This window comes from Alkalinema pantanalense CENA528 (assembly GCF_050753345.1).
Lineage (GTDB): Bacteria > Cyanobacteriota > Cyanobacteriia > Leptolyngbyales > Leptolyngbyaceae > Alkalinema > Alkalinema pantanalense.
In genome coordinates, this window is sequence record NZ_JBLZFX010000011.1 from 31,250 (window position 1) to 51,221 (window position 19,972).

A 19,972-nucleotide genomic window follows, 5' to 3' on the forward strand; every position below is an offset into this window, starting at 1 on the left:
AAGTAGTCTCCAAAAGCACCCTCACGATCGTGCCTTGCTGGCTCTTTAAGCAACACAGGATGTTGCAGCGCAGAATTATGCGTCAGCGTTGCGGAATTCTAAGAGCATGCCTCCAGTCGTAATGCCCTCTTGCTGACCATAGCTACTGAGGGTTAGGGACTGGAGATTTCCCAAGAGAGGCTGTGCACTCAATTCCAGGAGCTTAAATCCAGGCAAGTCTTTCTCGAACTGGGCTTTTAGGGACGGCCAGCTAACTTGTAAATAGCCGTTGTTGGGAGTATTGAGCCCTTTGAAACGACCGACAGCACTGGAAGAGGCTGAACCGTCTTTGAGAATGGTGTCTAACACCTCGATCGAGGGTGCAAAGAGTTCATAGTGATCGATAGAAGTGTGCACGCCTGCCACCTGGACTTGTAAAGTTCGATCGGGCACAGTGCGATCGAACAGCTTACGATTGTTCACGCTACCAGGACGGTCTAGGGCAACCGTAGGGGGGGATGCTAATCGAGTCCAGGCATCCACACTCCGTTGTCCAAGTTGAATTTTGCCCGGAGTTAGACCTTGCTTTTGCGCTAGATCGTTCAAGTGTTGAATCCCTTGCTGGAAGGCAGTTTCATCACTGCGATCGACCACCAGAACCCAATCCTGGGGCGCTTTGGCCGTCTTAGCGGGGAGTAGAGCTAGGGCATATTCTCCCTTCACCCAATTGAGTACATCATCCGTGAGTGTAAGATGCCAGCGAGATTCTAATGATTGAATAGGTTTTTGGATCCAGTCTGACAGTTTAGAATAGCCCTTGGTGCCTTCGAGGATACCTTGCCAAGTGGATTGAAGTTGGGTACCAGCGGCAATGAACTGGCTATTAGCGGGCAAATATTGCAGGGCTGCGATCGGTTGAGATAAAGTTGCAACCTCTGTACGATCGCTAAGCTCGGTAGGCACCAAAGCAACGTCGGCCACTAAGCCTTGGCGATTCGCAGAGAATCCGATCGCCAGTCCTTGGTACGTGACAGACTCCTTACCCGTTAAGGTATCCAATTGATTTAGAATGCTGCGATCTCCCAGGGCTGCGGAGAACTGAGGCAAGTTGAGATAAGCCAGTCCAATCCGTTTACTGGGCAAATGGGCGATCGCGCGTTGATAGTTCAGCGAGTTGGCTAAGTTCAGATCAGGAGCCTGCACGTTACTAATCGCATTGCGCAAGACCTTAGGACTATTGGCAAACAAAACAAACCGATCGCCTACGACAGCACTGGCTAGGGTCAAGGGGATGTCTAGGTTCGATTGTTTGACCTTGCCGTAAATAATTTGAGTCCCTTGGTATTGCTCAAATACTAAATCCTGGGGAGCAATGGCTCGCTTCTGCCAAAATAGTTGCAGAAACTCCCGCGATCGCTGGGTATTTCTGGTGGTCAGGGCGAGAAGATAGCCCACCTGATTACCCGTTTCTGCATCCCGATCGACATCTAGATTCGTAATGGCTGCCGTGATTTCATTGCCTAGCCAGGGTTTAATGGCTTGCTCGTAGCCCACATCACTGGAACCGAGTAGGCTATCGCGAAAGGCTTCAAATTCTTGCTGCGTTTGTTTTTTCAAGGTAGCAGGAACGAGAGCTTGACGCACTGCGGCCAATCGATCGGAATTGACCAAAAGAGAAACCATCGCCGGAGCATTTTTGGGAATAAAAATCATGGCGGTCGGTTCAGACGTGACGCCACTACCAAACACCCCCCAGGAGCCTTGGGTGAACATCCAACCGAATCCCAGCAAGATAATCAGGATGGGAATTGCGACAACAGCAGTCAGGGCAGAAGAGAGTGATTGACGTTTCATGGGCAATCTGGCTTAACCAATCCAGGGTTATTATTCCACATGGTCTCAGGTCAACAGAATAACGCTTCGTGTTCCGTAATGGTGTTCCGTAATGCTACAACATCAGCAACGAGAGAATTAGAGTCTGGAAATCTGGAAATTTAGGCTCAGAAACGGTAGATGCTTCCAGCACCCCTAGCTATCGCAATCGGCCCTAGGATTTGCAGCAAAGGATCACGATCGAACACTCACGATCACCAGAGCTTTAGATCCGCAATCCCTCGGTCGATGCTCAAGGATAGCTATGCTGAGAATAGTTAAAATTGCGACATCGCATCTTCCCTTGGATGGACGCTAGGTAGCATGCTCGAAAATGATACGGTTCCTCAATCCGACAATACGGTACCCGAGATGTCCGATCCACCTTCTGAATCACCTGAGGATGCTACTTCAGATTCAGCAACAAACCACATGACGATCGAACAGTGGTTAGAGCGCCTACGCAGTAGTGATCGAGCCTTTTATAACATGATGGCGATGGAAGTTTGGTCGATCGCGAAGAGCATGGATACCCTAATTCCGGGGTTTTGGCATCGCTTCATGGTCAATCGTCGGGAGGCGATGCAGAAGTTTTTAGCTGAGAAACGCACCCATGGAACGGAGTCACTCCACTCACAGGATGATTCGACAAGGGAACCCGCAGAGCCGATAGTAGGTGCAGATTCGGTCATCAATCGAGAACCAGAGTTTGACTCAGAGTTTGACTGGGATACGGACTAAAATTTCTGGATCTGATTCTCAAGACGGGAGAAGTATGCCACTTGACCTTTCTGGATCTTGGCAGCTTGACCTTGGCAGCTTGCATTAATGATTACCTGACCAGAGAGCTTAGGGATTTGCAAAGAAATAATATCCCCTCTTCATTCCCCTACCCTCCTACCCTTTTACGCTCCTACCCCTACCCAATTGGGATTTTATTTATGCGCTGTTCCCTTCGTCTCGACGGAAGACCCAAACGGGTTCGTGCACAAGGAAATTCTTTACCGAAAGTAATGTGATTTTCTAAACTTGTAGTTTACGGACTTAAGTAGTTTGATCAAGTAACTAGTAATAGGTTCTACCCGTTCTCTAGCGTCAATGGTTTTTGGATGCGGTTGGAGAGTCCGCTGCATTTAACCGACTCAACGCCCATAAAGGAATTACATAGATTTGGAATTTCTTCTGTGCATAACCATTGATGTCTTTGAGAGAGATTGCATGGAGCCACTGATTCTCCTTCACCCCAGCCTTAGCCCTATGAAAGCAACTAGCCTCTCTGTTTGGAAGCGGCTCAAAAAACGTGAAATCACCGTGGATGAGGCGCTTGAGCTACTAATCGATCGCGACGGAAATGTCATTTTTGAACTGCTCGATGGGGAAGTGAGCGATCGCTTCATGCGACAGTTCACCGATCGTCGATCTCTCCCGACAGCAATTCCGCTGTTGCTGTGGCGTAATTGTTACTATCTTGGGTGTCCCAAGGCACTATCCCCAGAAGAGTTAAAGGCGATAGGGGAACGAACGCTGACGGAAATTAAAATCGTTCCCATTTCCGAAAAAAGCTATCGCACTTGGTACCATCTCGCCAATTTGTCCCGTAGTACAATTAGTGCGGATCCGTTGGTTAATCCTTTGACAGGGGAACGGGAACAGGAAGACATTGGCCAAATCACCGAGCTACACCTTTCCCGTGCCGAAGACCAAATTGGCCGGATTAAAACCATTATTTCCGGTGCTTTGCGCAACCGAGCCAGTGATATTCACCTAGAACCGACCGCAGAAGGGCTGCGGGTACGCTACCGGATTGACGGGATTCTGCGGGACATCACAACCCTCCCCCCGGAAATTAGTCGGCGGGCGATCGTGGCCTTGAAAGTTATGTCCAGTATGGATATTGCCGAAAGTCGGCGGCCCCAGGATGCCCGGATTGGGGAAAGCTATGCCTCCGGTGAGCAAAATGAAATGGGCTTGGATATGCGGGTTAGTACCTTGCCCTGTGTAGGCGGAGAAAAAGCGGTCATTCGTTTGTTGCCCCGCGAAAACCCCTTTTCCGGTATGGATGAACTAGGGTTTACGCCCCATACCTTGGAAATCTACCAATCTTGGCTCAAACAACCCCAAGGCATGGTTATCTTCACAGGGCCAACAGGATCCGGTAAAACTAGTACTCTCTACACCAGCTTGCAGACGATCGCGACAGAATATGTCAACGTCGTCACCGTTGAGGATCCAGTTGAATACGTCCTGCCCCGGATTACGCAAACCCAAGTCCATGAAGCAGCAGGCATGACCTTTGCAGCGGGGTTACGATCGATTCTGCGGCAGGATCCAGACATCATCATGGTGGGAGAAATTCGCGATCATGAAACCGCAGAAACGGCTGTCCGAGCAGCTTTGACCGGACACCTTGTACTGACAACTCTGCACACCAACGATGCCATTAGTGCCATTCCCCGGTTGAAAGATATCGGCCCAGATCCCGGATTACTCAGCGATGCGCTCTTAGGTGTTGTCGCCCAACGTCTAGTGCGCAAGGTCTGTCCCCACTGCGCCGAGCCCTACAGTCCCACTGAGAAGGAACTCACGATTCTGGGGATGACCCGTGAAGAAGCCCAAGCCCATACTTGGATGAAGGGCAAAGGCTGTGCCCGCTGTTTCAACTCTGGCCATTTAGGGCGAGAAGCCATTATCGAATTGCTAAATATTGATGATGCAATCCGACAAATCATCTATGAAGGCACCATGACCCAACTCCATGGATATTTAGCCGAGAGTAACTTTGAGTCGTTTCGGATGGCAGCGATCGCCAAGGTTAACGCAGGGGTAACGACGGTGGATGAGATCCTACGGGTGTTGCCCCACAGTGCCTTAGCCCGTCGCAAAACCGCCCGCCCCCATACCCATATGAAAGTAATTAACCCACAGGCAATCTAAACAAGCTTGATCAACAGTCACTCTAGGCGGGCCATCATTCTAGGCAGGCCAGAGCCATCAGGTCTATAGAGGTAGGGACGCTATATAGGAAATCTGATTCAGATGAACAAACTAGTGGTCTGTCAATTTTGATTTTGTGCGTTAGTGATCTCCAGAATCCTTATGGAATAGTCGATTTGGAATAATGTCACTCACAATTTTAAGCTTGACGCTCCACTAGATTGATGCTGGAGGGGGAAATCGGGGTTAAGCAGCATGGTAGGCTAGCGGAAACTTTTTGCAAAGCTTGAGCTAATCAGCATGTTTCAACCCACCCTACCCAGCATCAGCGTTGTAGACTTGGCCCAAAAATTAACAGATGCGCCGCAGACCTTTCAATTGGTCGATGTCCGTGAACCAGAAGAATTGGCGATCGCACAACTACCCGGTAGCATTAGCTTGCCTCTCAGCCAGTATGAACTGTGGTCGCAGGATATTCACACCCGTCTAAATGCAGATCAGGAAATTGTAGTGTTGTGCCACCATGGGATGCGATCGGCCCAAATGTGCCAATGGCTCCTAGGGCAAGGCTTTACCCAGGTCAAAAATATTACCGGAGGGATTGATGCCTATTCTACCTACGTTGATACGGGGGTACCTCGTTATTAGGTGGGTAAGGCTTGGGTCAAGACTGCTCGCCACAAGCCACGACAGAAAAATAGATCTGCTATCTTAAGGTCACAGAGTGCAACCATTGCCGACACTTAGCAGCTTCTTCCAGAAGCCTGTTGAGTGGGTCGGGCGATCGTCTTCGATCGTGACACCAAGGCCCCCAAAGCTTGCATCCCATCCAATTTTGTTCAAAATCTGCTAAAACCCCAAAATCTGCTTAAAAATAGTATTTTCTCAGACCACTTCTTCTGGATCAAACTTTTTGGTCAAATCATTTTTACACAGTTCTTTTCGTTAGGCTGTTTCGTTGGACTTCGTTTAGCGAACTTGTGAAGTCTCTATTGCAAAGTCTCTACTAGGCAACTATCAACCCCGTCCCATTGCCTGATTTCTACTTACCCTGATTTCTATTTCCCCTGATTGCTACGCCCTTAGTTCCCTTTCCCAGTTCCTTCAAAATGTCTATTCAAATCACCCTTAACAATCGCCAACAGCAAGTGCTTTGGGCGACCGTCCGCCACTATGTCGCTACCGCAGAACCTGTGGGCTCGGAAGTGCTGGTTAAGGAATATAACATGAGTGTCAGTTCGGCGACGATTCGTAACGCCATGGGCTTTTTAGAAAAAGCGGGACTGTTGTATCAACCCCATCCTTCGGCAGGACGCATTCCCTCGGATTCGGGCTACCGTCTTTATGTGGATCAGCTCATGCAGCCGATGCCACAGATGTCCCCTCAAGTGGAACGGTTGTTAGCCGATCGCTTGCAATCCAGTAGCTGGAGTGCAGAGGCAGTCCTGAAAGGTGCAGCGCAAATTCTGGCGACCCTGAGTGGTTACATCACGTTGATCACCACCCCTCTGACCCACAGTTTGGAACTGCGCCATCTACAACTCGTGCAGATAGATCCTACGCGGGTAATGCTCATTATTGTGACGGATACCTATGAAACTCAGTCCGTCCTCATGCCGTTACCGGCGTTAGATGAGCTTGAAGATGCCGCACTACTCGAGCAGGAATTGCAGATTCTGTCCAACTTTTTAAACGATCGCCTACGGGGCAAAACCTTGGTGGATGTACAAGCAGTGGATTGGCGGGAATTGGGGCAAGAATTTGAGCGGTATGGCAGTTTGCTGACGGCGATCGCGCAAGAAGTTGATCAACGGCTGGCTCAGGTTTCTGCACCCACCCAAATCTTGATTAGTGGCTTAGCGGATGTTTTACGGCAACCCGAGTTTTCGGAATTGCAACAACTACAAACCATTCTGCAATTGCTGGAAGAAGGCCAGCAGCAGCTTGTCCCCCTAATTTTCGATCGACCCCAAAGCGGAGATTTACAAACCCAACGAGATCGTCGCGTTACCGTGCGCATTGGAGCCGAAAATCCCCTGGAACCCATCCGTTCCTGCACACTAATTTCCTCGACCTATCATCGAGGCAATGTTCCCGTTGGCAGCATTGGGGTGCTAGGGCCAACCCGCATGGACTACGACAGCGCGATCGCCCTCGTAGAAGCAACCGCAGATTATTTGTCAGAACGGCTCAGTTAGGATGCTTGCAGGTTAGACGGCGATCGCTTTAATAGTTTGCGCACGAGATCAGGAATCTGCGAGGGCCGTTCGGCGACAGGCACCCCTGCCCGCTTAAAAGCAGCCACCTTGCTTTCGGCTGTACCAATATCTGGGCCAAAGTCCAACGTTTTTGATTCAATAATGGCCCCTGCATGGCCGATACGACGATTGCGGGGGGCAGTGTGGCCTGCAATGTAGGCAATCACTGGCTTATCGATCGCCTCAGAAATGTAGTGGGCCGCCCGTTCTTCACTATCGCCGCCAATTTCTCCCACTAACACAATGACTTCTGTTTGATCATCCTCTTCCAAAATTTGTAGCCATTGGGGAAAGGTTGAGCCCACGATCGCATCACAGCCAATACTGACACCGATCGATTGACCAATACCTGCCCGCGTCAACGTTCGGGCAATTTCATAGGTCAAGGGGCCATTGCGAGTAATCAAACCCACATTTCCCGGCATGTAGAAATCAGGGGGATGGATCCCTAGCAAAATTTGTCCCGGCACAATGACACCAGGGCCATTCGGCCCCACAACCAATGTTTCCGTCGCCTCTGCCTGCCGAACTAAATGCACCATATCGAGGGGCGGAATCCCTTGGCTAATCAAAATAATTTGCCGGATTCCAGCCCGAATAGCCTCTAATGCTGCATCTAGAGCAGCATAGGGATGGGTGCAAATTACCGTAGTGGAAATCCCCCGCGAAATCGCCGGAATCTGCTCCACCATGTCATAGATGGGAATGCCTGCAACTGTATCTCCCCCATCGCCCGGACTCACTCCCGCCACAATATGGGTGCCGTAAGCTTTCATTAAAGGCGCATAGGTCATCCCTAAGGGCTCGGCAATTCCCTGAATAATGACTTGACTAGTTGGAGCAAAAATCATAAGGTGTCGAACTAACTGAATGGCTCACGACGGAGCTGAGTGTCACAGAACCCAAAGACTTACAGAACTCAAAGACTTGCTATCAATAAACAATCAACTAATCATTAAATTTGTTAATGATTAAACTTTTGATGGCTGAACCATGTAAACAAACTCATCAGGAAACCTTCGTTTCAAGATTTTTCAAGGAAAGATTAAGAGCTAACTAAGGAACAACTGAGTAAAAACTGAGTTAACAGGATGACTCAGCAACAAGCTTGCAAATAGCCTCATTGGATGAACACACAAACTAGGAACAGACTCATAACCAACCGGGAAAAGTTCAGGAATAGGTTCGCAATTAGCTCATAACAATTTTCAAACAGAGAGTTTTTGCAAAACCGGGGTTTCAGAGGAAATAACTTTGCTTAACTAGTAGAGGTTAGAAGTCTGTGCTATGGACTATAAAACGGTTCTCTCTAAACTCGCAAGATGTCCATCATTTAAGACTTTTTATGACATACAGGAAGAATACTAATACTTCTGTCCTACATGTCAAAACCTGTTTAGCCTCATAGTTGCGCTATTTCCTATAGGATAACGATTTCATCCGAGGGCTGTTGATAGATGGATGACATTAATTAAGTTGCCCTTATGTTTGGAGCTAGGCCACGAAAGAGAAAGAATTTCCGTGAAATTACGGAAGTGACGAAGATTAAGTAACGGTTAAAACTAGCTTTTGTTTCGTTTAACTCGACTCATCAGTTCTTTAATGGATTCATCCAAATCTTCTAGGAGGACGATCGAAGTTCCGTCCAGGGTTTGCTGAGCCGCTTCGTAGTCGTTGCCGACAATCCGCACAATAATTTGGGGGGTAAAGACTACACGACTGACGATCGATTCTTCCTGTCCACGGGCGTAGGTACGCATGTTACGGGTGTGAGTCTGCAAAAACTTCACTAAGGTCTGGGCAATGTCCTGACAAGACACAATTCCACCCACCAAGTTGATCAGAATAACTTTGAGTTGGGATTGTTGTCCCATACGTTCCAAACCTTGCTCCAACCGCTGGCAGAGCGTGTTTGGCACCCATTGGTGGTGGGTTTCGCTACCAATATTGAGAAAACATAGCGGTTTACCACCCATTTGGTAAACCAAATCTAAGGTTGCCATCGTGAGGCCCGCACCGTTGCAAATGAGACCGATCGCGCCATCGGTTTCCATGGTCATTTGCAATTCCGGCTGCCGATCGAGGGGATTGACGATCGGAGATTCGCTGAGATTTGCCAGATCAGGATGGCGTCCCAAGGATCCATCGTTGACTGTAATCTTGCCATCTAGCGCCATGATTTGACCTTTGCTATCAACGGCTAGGGGATTAATTTCAATCAGATCTAAATCTTTGTCGTCGAGCAGCCAATACATTTTTTCAATAACTTGGCTGACGGCGTTCATCAAATCACCCTGCAAGCCCATCTTGAGTGCCAACTGGCGGGCATAGAAGGGGGAAAAATCACCATCTACTACAACCTGTTGCATTTGATCGATCGCGGATTGGACTTCCATGCCCCCTTTGCAAGAACCGAGGAGAACGGGGCGACGAATCGATCGATTTAATGTAACTGCTAAATAAAACTCCTGAACCGCATCAAATTTAGCTTCTGCTAACAACGCTTTGGGATATTCCCCCATAATGGGCAAATTAAAAATGGTTTGAGCGGCTGCAACGGCGTCAATCGTGTTTTCAACGAAGCGGACTCCCCCCATGCGCCCCCGGCCTCCAATGTAAACCTGGGACTTTAAAACCACGGGATAGGGAATGGTGAGATTTCTCAGATCCTTGGGCCGATCGATCCGTTGGGAAGGCAAGACCGGAATACCCACTGTCCGGAATAGTTCTTTGGCTTGATATTCGAGCAGATCCATAGTTCGCTTGCGTCTCTTGGGTGGCATATCCTGGCTTCCAACTCCTTAAAAATATACTTTTGCGGCAATCTTTTGCGGCAATTAGATCTATTAATCCATGGCTAGCAAGAGAACCCTAGGAGTTTATTGCTGCAATTCTGTCTACGCACGCTTATCCTAGCGAGGCTACCCCCATCATCTCTATATGCTGCTTGACATCGTTATTGTTCCAATGACGGTAGTTCAATGTTGGTTCGAGCAAGTTGTGTTGAATGGAACGTGCGATCGTCTGACTTGAGATTAATTGTTTTTAATTACTTTTATAGGAGTTACTTATGATGTACGTCTATCTTCATGGCTTTGCTTCTACTCCACGATCGTGGAAAGCTCAATTGGCCAAATCTCGATGGCAAAAACATCACCAGAGATTAATTACACCGGATCTGAATCAAGGCGATTTTTCCCACTTAACCCTCAGTCGCCAAATTCAACAGGTTCAAACGTTGATTACCAATGCATCGGAGGTTACGCTGATTGGCTCTAGCTTTGGAGGATTGACAGCAGCCTGGCTAGGGGAACGGTTCCCGAATGTGCAAAAGCTGGTCTTACTGGCTCCCGCATTTTACTTTTTAGACAATTGGTTGCCAACGATCGACCCATCAGCCCTACAAACTTGGCAAGCGGGAGAGCCGATGATGGTTTATCACTATGGCGAAGGCAAAAAAATGCCCCTTCACTACCCATTCATCCAGGATTTAGAACAGTACTCTGAATCACATTTGCAAAGATCCCTACCGACTCTGATTATTCATGGTCAAGGGGATCAAATCATTCCGATTCAATCTAGTTATCAATATTCCCAAAATCGTCCCTGGGTCACTGTAGAAACCGTAGATGACGACCATGCTCTTACGCAGATTCCAGAAGCTATCTGGCGAAAGATTGAGCAATTTTGCGGTTTACAACCCTAACATTCAAAAAATGACTAACTCCATTGGTTTTGAGGACGATTGGGGACGAAAGTTGAGTTTGATTTGATTTCCCTATCTCCTGGTGAAAACGGATGGCAAGAAATCCAGGAGAGGCAGTATCATGAACGAGTCGTGGTTGAGAGGACAAAATGTTAAGTATGGAAACAGAATTGCAACAAGGCGAGTCTACGGCACAATCGGAAGCGACCATCAGCCTGGAAGAAGCTGGAACCCTAGCTCAACTATCTAGTACGAACGAGACTAGCGAACAGGTAAAAGAAGTACTGAACGCTGCCTACGAGATTCTGTCTAATCTGCCGGAGCGTTTGGGTGAGTTCTTCACTGAGTACAAACAGTTGATGGTCACCCTGGGATTGATTTTTGGGTCGATCGTAGCCGTCAAACTAACCCTCGCTTTGTTGGCTGCATTGAATGAAATTCCGTTGGTAGAACCTGTGTTGGAGTTGATTGGTTTGGGCTACTCAACTTGGTTCGTTATTCGCTTTATGTTGAAGGCTGAGAAGCGCCAAGAGTTCTACGCAAAGTTTAACGATACGAAGGATCAAGTATTGGGTTCTAAGTAATTGTCCTGTGATTGAACGTCGAACGATCGACAAGTAGGGCAAAGAGGGTTGAAGCTGTTTTATAGAGCCAGTCTTATAGAGCCAGTGAATGCCTAAAAGTTGATGCAACTTTGAAATCAGCACGATCGTCATCGATTGTCTAAGTAGCTTCGGGGTCACAAACTCCGAAGCTGCTTTTTTTAGCAATCAAGCTATTAGAAATCAAGCTCATAGTCGTAGCCAGTTTATTCTGACTGACTAGTACAATCGCATTGTTACCTTCAGATAGATTTTATTGAAAGTAGAATTTTATTGATCTTATCGATCGAAAAACTGACAAGGTTCTTCCAATAGCGTAGAATTGAAAGGTTGTCTAAAACAGCAAGACTCGTAGCCCTATGGCATGTCCTAAGAAGAAAACCTCCAATGGCAAACGCGATCAGCGTCGTGCAACTTGGAATCGGAAGGCTGAACTGCAAGCGCAGCGAGCCCTATCTCTCGGTAAGTCTGTCCTCACCGGTCGGGCTAAGGGATTTGTTTATCCCACTGAAACAGAAGACGAAGAGTAAGGTTAGAGCAAGATGCTGGGCAAGTTTTTTCACAAGCCGAGCGATGAATTGCGCGATCGTGTACCTCCGGGGCAGCACCTGGCGACGGGTTTCCCAGTGTTGACCTACGGAGATACACCATCTGTTTCTGCTGAAAATTGGCAGCTTAAAGTGTGGGGCCTCGCGCAGGAGAGAACGATCTCCTGGCACGACTTGCTAGCCATGCCCCAGAGCGAATTTACCGCTGATTTCCACTGTGTGACAACTTGGTCCAAATTGGACGTGCAGTGGCGCGGCGTCAAAGTGACAGATTTTATGCAGGCGATCGAGGTTGATCCAAAGGCTGTGCACGTGATGCAGCACGCCTATGGTGGGTATACAACCAATCTCGCTTTGGAAGATTTTATCAGAGAAGAAAATTTCTTTGCCCACACCCTCTATGGTGAACCGTTACCTTCGCCCCATGGTGGCCCGGTGCGACTCGTGGTGCCCCATCTCTATGCTTGGAAGGGTGCTAAGTGGATTAACGGGCTGGAATTTCTCGATCGACAGGAATTAGGCTTTTGGGAACGAAACGGCTATCACCACCGGGGTGAACCATTTGCAGAAGAGCGGTATAGCGATCGCTAGGCAATCCTGGCAATGCTAATCTGCAACCTATTTAGAATTCGCCTGAGATTCTAAATAGGACAGCGAGTATAACGATTTTTCGGGCGATCGGTGTGGCATGATGGCAGGAACGATCGCGTAATGACGATCGCTTGAGTTCGCTATTTGAGGGCTTGCTGTGAGTTCGGTTGAGTCGTCCAATCGCTTCACCCACATCCGCAAAATGGGGGTTCTTTCTCTGCTGGGTTTTGCTGGTGGGTTGCCTTTTTTGTTAACGGGCACCGGGCGGGCCTTGCAGGCATGGCTCACTACCAATGGGGTTTCAGCAACCGTCATTGGCCTCTTTGGATTGGCAGCGCTCCCCTATTCCCTCAAAGTCTTCTGGGCACCCCTGCTCGATCGCTACATTCCTCCGTTACTGGGACGGCGGCGGGGCTGGCTGCTCTTGTCTCAAATTGCCTTAGTGGTCGGGATTGTCATCCTTGGTAGTCAAAATCCCAGTCAATTGGCACAATTCTCGGTCAATTCTAGCAACACCTGCGCAGAAACTTCGTTCCCAGGACTATGTGAGTTTTGGCAGGCTTTGATGACCATTCTGCCGAGTCCTTTTTTCCAACTGGCCTTGCTAGTAGCCTTTCTGAGTGCAACCCAGGATATCAGCGCCGATGCCTATCGAACGGATGTGCTGAAGGTGTCGGAAATGGGCAGTGGGGCTGCTTTTTTCGTGACAGGCTATCGGATTGCGCTGGTGATTGCGGGCGGGGTGGCCCTGGCGATCGCCGACCCCAAAAATCCCCAGCATTGGTCATGGCAGCAGGTCTACTGGTTAGTAGCGGGATTGATGAGTCTCGGAATTGTTGCCACGCTGCTGGCTCCGGAACCGAAGCAGTTTGCCAAGCCCACCAGTATGCAGGCCGCGATCGTTCAGCCCTTTCAGGAATTTTTTCGCCGCATGGGATGGCAGAGCGCAGTGGCGGCGCTTGGGTTTGTCGTGCTTTACCGCTACGGAGATGCCCTGCTGAACGTGATGGCCGTTCCCTTTTTGCTCAATGCAGGCTATCAACAGGGCGAAATTGGCGTGATCCAAGGAATTCTGGGCATCCTTGCCACGATCGCGGGGACGATCTGTGGGGGAGCCGTCTTCAGCAAGATTGGGGTCAATAAATCCCTTTGGGTCTTTGGAATATTGCAGGCGGCCAGTAACCTCGCCTATTGGCTTCTAGCAACCTTTGGGAAAAGCGGGGTATTAGTTTCGATCCCCACATTGACCAATGGGGTACAAGTAGGGGTGGGCCAAACGGATGCCGGATTGTTAGTTGCGATCGTGGTGGAGAACTTCTGTGGCGGGTTAGGAACGGCAGGTTTTTTGGGCTTCATGATGACGCTGTGCAATCCCCAATTCTCTGCAACTCAATTCGCCCTACTCTCTAGCTTAATGGCCGTTAGTCGCGACATTTTGGCTTCTCCGGCGGGTGCTTGGGCGAAAGATTTAGGCTGGAGCAACTTTTTTTTGATGACAATGGTGGCGGCGTTACCGGGCCTTTTGCTCCTACCCATCTTTGCCCCTTGGCGGGGGACTGTGCCGGAACCCCGTGACGAATCCTAGAACTTCAGGACAACTGGCGCATAGGGTAGAGAATAGAATAAAGTTTAGAAAAGTTAACACACTAACCTGACATCTATGGCTTTCTTCCGTCAATACATCGCGCCGCTCATCGTAGTCCTGGTCTTTGGCCTCGCCCTAGTAGCTGTGAGTGCGCGAATTTTTCTCCCCGCAGACATGATGGCTCCCGCACCAATTTCCGCAATTCCTGCAACCCAGTCAGCGTTCAATCTCGCGATCTCACCCCTTTTCTAGCCACTCCGCGACCCCTACCTCCAACTCAATCCCAAACGTCGCCAGGGATGAGGCTCCGATCGCGGTTAGCGTTACTTGACGACCCTCATCTTCAATTCCTTGGGTTGCTTCTGGATAAGTCAGCTGAATCAATAAGTAGCGATCGGGCTTGTAGGGCAGGCGATCGCACCATTCGATCGCCATAATGCCCGGTTCTGCTTCGCTGCCATCCCAATAGGTCTCAAGGTACAAGTCAGCGGTTTCTTCGGGTGCAAGGCGGTAGAGATCCAAGTGGTAAAGGGGTAACCGACCGCTAAAATATTCATTTATCAGAGTAAAAGTTGGGCTCTCGATCGTCTCTTCAATGCCCAAGCCTTGACCAAGCCCTTGCACAAGGCTAGTTTTACCCGCTCCTAAGTCACCTTCCAACAGAATCACCGTCCCAGCCGGGAGTTGCTGCCCTAGAGATCGGCCTAGGGCATGGGTTGCTGAAGCATTCACTAAGGGGAGAGTGAGGCTGGAAGCCATGGTTAGATCGGCCAGCGAAGGAACCGTCATCGCTACATTCATGACAGCCGGGTCAGGGCTCGGGGGTACGGATTGCCGATCGACTCGATTTTCTGAATTCATCCTACTGCTGTCCTATGCCTATTCCCTCACCGCCCGACGCCGATGGCCTCTGATGGTCTCCTCGTAGCCTTCTTGGGCATAAAGGGCACGGTTTTGTCGTTCGTACCACCGGAGCAATACCCCCGCTAACTGCTGGGGATTGTGACGAACCCATCCCGTTTCTGGATCTTCGTCAATGACATCTGCCCGAATGATACGCCGACCTAGTTGTCCCACCGCATCGCTATCCAACACGACAGGATAGGAGTTCTCCTTAGCATAGTGGGCGATCGCCTTGGCGGACGGCGGACGACGCTGGACTAGAACCGCATCAAACAGAGGCTGCCCACAGACCCGATCGATTGATCGAATATGATCGGCCACAGTGTAGTCATCGGTTTCCCCCGGTTGGGTCATGACGTTGCAGATGTAAACACAAGGAACCTGACGCTGGGCGATCGCCTGGGCAATTTCTGGAACCAGAAGGTTGGGGATGATGCTGGTGTAGAGACTCCCAGGACCAATGATGATGTAATCAGCTTCATGAATGGCCGCGATCGCCTTGGGCAGCGCCGGAGGGTTAGCCGGAGTACAACCGATGTTGACGATTTTCCCTCCGGCTTCGGGAATGTTAGATTCTCCCTCAATGCGTCGCCCGTCTTCCATTTCCGCCCAGAGGCACACATCACTTAAGGTGGCAGGCAAGACTTCCCCTTTAATCGCCAATACCTTGGAACTCGCCGCAACCGCCCGCTCCAAGTCCCCCGTCACTTCACTCATGGCCGTCAGAAAGAGATTGCCGAAGCTGTGCCCCGTTAAGCCATCTCCTGCCTTAAACCGGTATTGAAATAATTCCGTCATCAGTTTTTCTTCATCCGCCAATGCTGCGAGGCAATTACGAATATCCCCCGGTGGCAGGACGCCGATTTCCCGCCGCAAGCGCCCAGAGGATCCACCATCATCTGCCACGGTGACGATCGCGGTCACATTAGTACTTGACAACTTCAGACCCCGCAATAGGGTAGATAATCCCGTACCACCCCCGATCGCCACAATTCGAGGCCCCCGATTCAAGCGACGATGGGTCCACAGCACATCCACTAACCCTTGATCGTCATCCGGCATCAGGACTTCTGTAATGGAATCAAAGGTGCGCGTTTGCCCCCACCAAATCAGCAAAAATCCCACTGCTGCTACCAACGGCCCGCTCATATAGTTCGGTATCATGCGGGTCACTGTTTCGAGAAAGTCGCTTGCAAATTGGGTTAAGTAGTAAATCGGAGTGAGCTTGACCCAAATGGCAAATCCGAGGGAAACCAGCAGGACTCCACCGGCACTGATGAGCATCCACCGCTTGAGCAACAACCCAGGGGCGAGCCATCGAAACCATCGGCTGACACTGGGAAAGACATGGCGCGACTCCTGGCGTAGGGTGCGCATGGTTCGTCGGATGAATCGATTAGTTGTCATTGGCAAATGCTCAACAAAATGCTCAAGAAAGAATAGACGAGAACAGGAACAAAGGGGGGAAGGGATCGGGGGAGAAGAAGAGGTTTATGCCAGTCAGGATAGCCTAGGTTTGTAATTCTGCTGGTCTCTTATGATCGAAATCAAGGTCAGTTCTAGAAAGTTCGATCGCCCTTAGCAAGCTGCAAGTTGCAGCCAGTCACCCTTACGACCGCCCAAGATGATTCACGATTACATGAGTTGAGTTGAAGATCGTAAATTTGCCTGGAAGGTGCCCCAAAGTTTCCCCAAGAAATAGTCGCACAACACAGTAGAACTTGAAGAGCCTGCACCCACGAGAGTCGAAACACGAGAGTCGAGACACAACAGTCAAAAACGATCGAAGGAAACTGGCCTGTGGTTTTCTCTGCGCTAGTTTTCCTCAACAACTTTTCTCAAATAGATCTTCCAAAATAGCTTTTCCAAAACTAGTGGAGAGTCAAGCTTAAAATTGTGAGTGACATTATTCCAAATCGACTATTCCATAAGGATTCTGGAGATCACTAACGCACAAAATCAAAATTGACAGACCACTAGGTTTGTCCCTAAATGAAAGTGCCCCTTGCATCATCGAACCATCTTGCGATGATCTAAAACTTTCCTTCTTTTAAGGAAGGTGACAAAAATCTGAAAGATCTCTGGAATACAAACTGGCCATGGCAACCTGCCTAAAGGGCTCGATCGGGCTTCGGGGGTGAGGGGAATGGGACTGAGGGGCAAGCTCCACTAGAATTGCAAGCTCCAACTGGGATTAGTTTCTTGCATAGGGGCGTTAGAGTAGGGGCGTTAGAAATGTATGGGTGAGGTCTACCACTGTCTTATCAATCTTTTCAAAGAGATGCATCAGAAATACGGATGAATTAGAGTCGGAGGTGTAAAAAGAGCCATATAGCCTTGAAAAAGACTCAGAGGCATCGACTTAGGAGCTTCATTGGGACTGCTTGGAGGCTAATTGACATTTCGTGAGAACACTCAGCGAAAACGCTCAATGGCTTGAGGGATGGCCTAAATCAAGTTTGGAGGGATTTTCTGGGATTTTGAGAGATTGAGTTTAAAGTTCAGGATTGAGGGTTAAGCTAACTGGGTATCTACTACGGCAACACTGTTACGGCAATCCTGTTACAGCAATACTGTGCCTTTAAGCATGACAAATTTTGGCAAATGGCTGAACCGTTAATTGAACTAAAAGGCATTACCAAAACCTTTGGGCAACATCGCGTCTTAGATGGGGTAGATCTCACGATTTATCCTGGTGAAGCGCTTGGCATCATTGGGCCTTCAGGAACGGGTAAGTCAACCATTTTAAGAGTAATTGCAGGGCTGACCGCTCCAGACTCCGGAGAAGTTTGGGTGCGCGGGCAACCGCGTCAGGGGATGATCGAAGATAATCTGCGATCGGGCGGTATTGGCATGGTCTTCCAGCAGGCAGCTCTGTTTGACTCACTAACGGTAGAAGAAAATGTGGGATTTGTGCTGTACCAGCATTCTCGGCTCCCGCGCCAAAAAATTCGGGAGATGGTAGAAGCAAAACTGGCCATGGTAGGGTTACCAGGGATCAGTCAGCGATATCCAGCAGAATTGTCAGGGGGGATGCGTAAGCGAGTCAGCTTTGCGCGGGCCATCATGTCTAACCCTGATAACCCAGCGGATTCGCCTGCGCTACTGCTCTATGATGAGCCAACGGCGGGACTGGATCCAATTGCGTCTACTGTCATTGAGGACTTGGTGCGATCGTTGCAACATACTGATGGAGTCTGCGAGAGTTACGTGATGGTAACTCACCAAGACAGCACGATTCGGCGAACCACCGATCGTATTGTGTTTCTCTATCAAGGCAAAGTGCAATGGCAAGGAAAATGTCACGAGATTGATACCATAGACCATCCAATGGTGAGACAGTTTTTTGGTGGACAGGTCGAAGGGCCAATTCAGGTGCTGGAGTGAAGACCATGCGATCGCGAATGATTCGAGAGGGTTCAGTCGGTTTACTCATTTTGACGGGCATTGGACTCTTTGTTTTTTTAGCGGCTTGGATCAAGGGATTTAATCCGGCCAATCGCAGTTTTGAAGTTACGGTTGATTTCAACAGTATTTCGGGTGTTCAGGTTGGATCCCCTGTGCGCTATCGGGGTGTGGTGGTGGGCCGCATTGCCAGTATTCAGCCAGGGCCAAATGGTGTTGAAGTCAAAATCAATATCGCCCCTGCTAATTTAGTCATTCCCAGCAATGTTGAGGTCAGTGTTAACCAATCCAGCTTGCTCGGGGAGAGTATGGTGGATCTCACCCCCAAACCGGGCACCCCAACTCTGCAAGCGACAGCGAAGCCCCTCGATCGGGATTGCGATCGCAGCCAAATTCTCTGTGATGGTTCACGGTTGGCGGGACAGCCAGGGATTAGCACTGAAGAACTGATCCGTAGCACGATCGAATTTACCAACGCCTACAGCAATCCGGAATTCGTCAAAAATTTAGCAAAACTCACCCAAAACTCCAGCGATGCGGCGGCAGAAATTGCCAAGGTAAGCCGCGAGTTTGGTAGCCTTGCCCGCACTGCTCGCAAGGAACTTTCGGTGGTTTCGGGAACGGCCCAAACCTTTGCCACAACGGCTCAATCCTTGGGGGGCGTAGCAAATCGCGCCAATCTAACCCTAGTTCAGGTTAATGAACTCCTAGCCAGTAATCGCACGACTCTGGTGACGACCCTGGATAATTTAAGCCAAACTAGCAGCGCACTACGATCGTCGGTGACGAAGTTGGAACCTGCGATCGATCGCATCGCCAGTGGCCAACTCCTACAAAACCTCGAGCAATTATCAGCCAATGCGGCTCAAGCCTCGGCCAATCTGAAAGACGCTTCCACCGCCCTCAACAATCCTGCTAACTTGGCGCTGCTACAGCAAACGTTGGATTCCGCCCGCGCCACCTTCCAAAATGCGCAGAAAATTACAGCGGATCTTGATGAGCTAGTCGGAGATCCCAAACTACGGACAAATTTGCGGAACTTGATTAATGGACTGAGTGGTCTAGTCTCTTCCAGCCAGCAATTGCAACAGCAGGCGCAGATGGCACAGGTATTGGAACCAATGTCCCAAACAGCCAAAGCACAAGCCTTAAATGCCCAAGATGCAGTTCCCCCAGCAGATGAGCAGAAACCGGGGTTCTCTCGCTTGGATCGGTAACTAACTCCAGTCTTCTTCTTGCCGTCGCCCTCGGACGTTGTAGAGCCGAGTACTACCATGAAGTTCGCGAGTTTTTTCAAATAGAACCGCTTCCGTTAACTGCCACTGACTCAGCACCTTATCTAAATCTGTTTGGATATCCCGTGCGCCGGGAAATCCTTGATAGCGGATCCGCAACCGAGCGAGTTCTGCCAAGTTGTAATCCGTCGGTTCGCCGCTCAGGAGAGAATTGACAATCTGCCGATCGTTAGCATAGAGCGGGTGTTGTTGGTCACGCTTTTCAGAGGCCATGGAAAACTCCGCTTCTTCAACATCAAGAAAGGGCATACAGCAGTCTATCGCACTTCCTTGAAAACCCCCTATGCTGGAAGC

18 protein-coding genes are annotated in these 19,972 nt (G+C 49.5%); 12 read left to right on the forward strand and 6 right to left on the reverse strand.

From position 1 onward, the window contains the following. Window positions 1-75: 75 nt before the first annotated feature. Window positions 76-1,833: a DUF3352 domain-containing protein gene (locus ACN4EG_RS05760; protein ID WP_431628319.1), complete on the reverse strand. Its 1,758-nt coding sequence runs from the start codon at window positions 1,831-1,833 to the stop codon at window positions 76-78. Window positions 1,834-2,175: 342 nt separating this feature from the next. Between ACN4EG_RS05760 and ACN4EG_RS05765 the strand changes: the two genes are divergently transcribed. From ACN4EG_RS05765 to hrcA, 4 genes are all read left to right on the forward strand, one after another. Beyond that, window positions 2,176-2,592: a hypothetical protein gene (locus tag ACN4EG_RS05765; protein ID WP_431628320.1), complete on the forward strand. Its 417-nt coding sequence runs from the start codon at window positions 2,176-2,178 to the stop codon at window positions 2,590-2,592. 516 nt (window positions 2,593-3,108) lie between these two features. Continuing rightward, the gene (locus tag ACN4EG_RS05770; protein ID WP_431628321.1) at window positions 3,109-4,785 is read left to right on the forward strand and encodes a GspE/PulE family protein; all 1,677 of its coding nucleotides are present in this window, start codon (window positions 3,109-3,111) and stop codon (window positions 4,783-4,785) included. 300 nt (window positions 4,786-5,085) lie between these two features. After that, a complete protein-coding gene (locus ACN4EG_RS05775) occupies window positions 5,086-5,433 on the forward strand; it encodes a rhodanese-like domain-containing protein (RefSeq protein WP_431628322.1) in 348 nt (115 codons plus the stop codon). 461 nt (window positions 5,434-5,894) lie between these two features. Further along, complete coding sequence (hrcA, locus tag ACN4EG_RS05780) at window positions 5,895-6,983, forward strand: heat-inducible transcriptional repressor HrcA (protein WP_431628323.1); 1,089 nt, start codon at window positions 5,895-5,897, stop codon at window positions 6,981-6,983. On the opposite strand, the gene ACN4EG_RS05785 is transcribed toward hrcA, so the two are convergent. Next, window positions 6,980-7,894 (reverse strand): succinate--CoA ligase subunit alpha, encoded by a 915-nt coding sequence (locus ACN4EG_RS05785; protein ID WP_431628324.1) that lies wholly within the window; start codon window positions 7,892-7,894, stop codon window positions 6,980-6,982. The two genes, hrcA and ACN4EG_RS05785, sit on opposite strands and share 4 nt — an antisense overlap. Before the next feature lie 711 nt (window positions 7,895-8,605). Continuing rightward, the gene (locus tag ACN4EG_RS05790; protein ID WP_431628325.1) at window positions 8,606-9,799 is read right to left on the reverse strand and encodes an ATP-grasp domain-containing protein; all 1,194 of its coding nucleotides are present in this window, start codon (window positions 9,797-9,799) and stop codon (window positions 8,606-8,608) included. 314 nt (window positions 9,800-10,113) lie between these two features. Here ACN4EG_RS05790 and ACN4EG_RS05795 point away from each other — a divergent pair, with 314 nt between their 5' ends. From ACN4EG_RS05795 to ACN4EG_RS05820, 6 genes are all read left to right on the forward strand, one after another. Beyond that, window positions 10,114-10,749, forward strand: coding sequence for a YqiA/YcfP family alpha/beta fold hydrolase (locus ACN4EG_RS05795; RefSeq protein ID WP_431628326.1), 636 nt, complete (start codon window positions 10,114-10,116; stop codon window positions 10,747-10,749). Between the two features lie 149 nt (window positions 10,750-10,898). Next, window positions 10,899-11,333, forward strand: coding sequence for a CAAD domain-containing protein (locus ACN4EG_RS05800; RefSeq protein ID WP_431628327.1), 435 nt, complete (start codon window positions 10,899-10,901; stop codon window positions 11,331-11,333). A 377-nt stretch (window positions 11,334-11,710) separates the two neighbouring features. Continuing rightward, window positions 11,711-11,881 (forward strand): 50S ribosomal protein L32, encoded by a 171-nt coding sequence (locus ACN4EG_RS05805; protein WP_190574985.1) that lies wholly within the window; start codon window positions 11,711-11,713, stop codon window positions 11,879-11,881. A gap of 12 nt (window positions 11,882-11,893) precedes the next feature. After that, entirely contained in the window at window positions 11,894-12,490 is a 597-nt protein-coding gene (locus tag ACN4EG_RS05810) for a sulfite oxidase-like oxidoreductase (protein WP_431628328.1), read from the forward strand. Window positions 12,491-12,647: 157 nt separating this feature from the next. Further along, window positions 12,648-14,075 carry an AmpG family muropeptide MFS transporter gene (locus tag ACN4EG_RS05815; RefSeq protein ID WP_431628329.1) on the forward strand — a complete coding sequence of 476 codons (1,428 nt, stop codon included), beginning with the start codon at window positions 12,648-12,650 and terminating at the stop codon, window positions 14,073-14,075. Between the two features lie 75 nt (window positions 14,076-14,150). Next, window positions 14,151-14,327 carry a hypothetical protein gene (locus tag ACN4EG_RS05820; protein ID WP_431628330.1) on the forward strand — a complete coding sequence of 59 codons (177 nt, stop codon included), beginning with the start codon at window positions 14,151-14,153 and terminating at the stop codon, window positions 14,325-14,327. On the opposite strand, the gene tsaE is transcribed toward ACN4EG_RS05820, so the two are convergent. Both tsaE and ACN4EG_RS05830 read right to left on the reverse strand, forming a co-directional pair. Then, window positions 14,313-14,936 carry a tRNA (adenosine(37)-N6)-threonylcarbamoyltransferase complex ATPase subunit type 1 TsaE gene (gene tsaE / locus ACN4EG_RS05825; protein ID WP_431628331.1) on the reverse strand — a complete coding sequence of 208 codons (624 nt, stop codon included), beginning with the start codon at window positions 14,934-14,936 and terminating at the stop codon, window positions 14,313-14,315. The genes ACN4EG_RS05820 and tsaE overlap by 15 nt on opposite strands. Window positions 14,937-14,954: 18 nt before the next feature. Next, entirely contained in the window at window positions 14,955-16,385 is a 1,431-nt protein-coding gene (locus tag ACN4EG_RS05830; protein WP_431628332.1) for a gluconeogenesis factor YvcK family protein, read from the reverse strand. 1,197 nt (window positions 16,386-17,582) lie between these two features. Between ACN4EG_RS05830 and ACN4EG_RS05835 the strand changes: the two genes are divergently transcribed. Continuing rightward, window positions 17,583-18,365, forward strand: coding sequence for an ABC transporter ATP-binding protein (locus ACN4EG_RS05835; protein ID WP_431628333.1), 783 nt, complete (start codon window positions 17,583-17,585; stop codon window positions 18,363-18,365). Between the two features lie 5 nt (window positions 18,366-18,370). Next, window positions 18,371-19,600, forward strand: a complete 1,230-nt coding sequence (locus tag ACN4EG_RS05840; protein WP_431628334.1) for an MlaD family protein — start codon at window positions 18,371-18,373, stop codon at window positions 19,598-19,600. Here ACN4EG_RS05840 and ACN4EG_RS05845 read toward each other — a convergent pair whose 3' ends face one another. Continuing rightward, entirely contained in the window at window positions 19,601-19,927 is a 327-nt protein-coding gene (locus ACN4EG_RS05845) for a DUF3288 family protein (RefSeq protein ID WP_431628335.1), read from the reverse strand. Window positions 19,928-19,972: the final 45 nt, after the last annotated feature.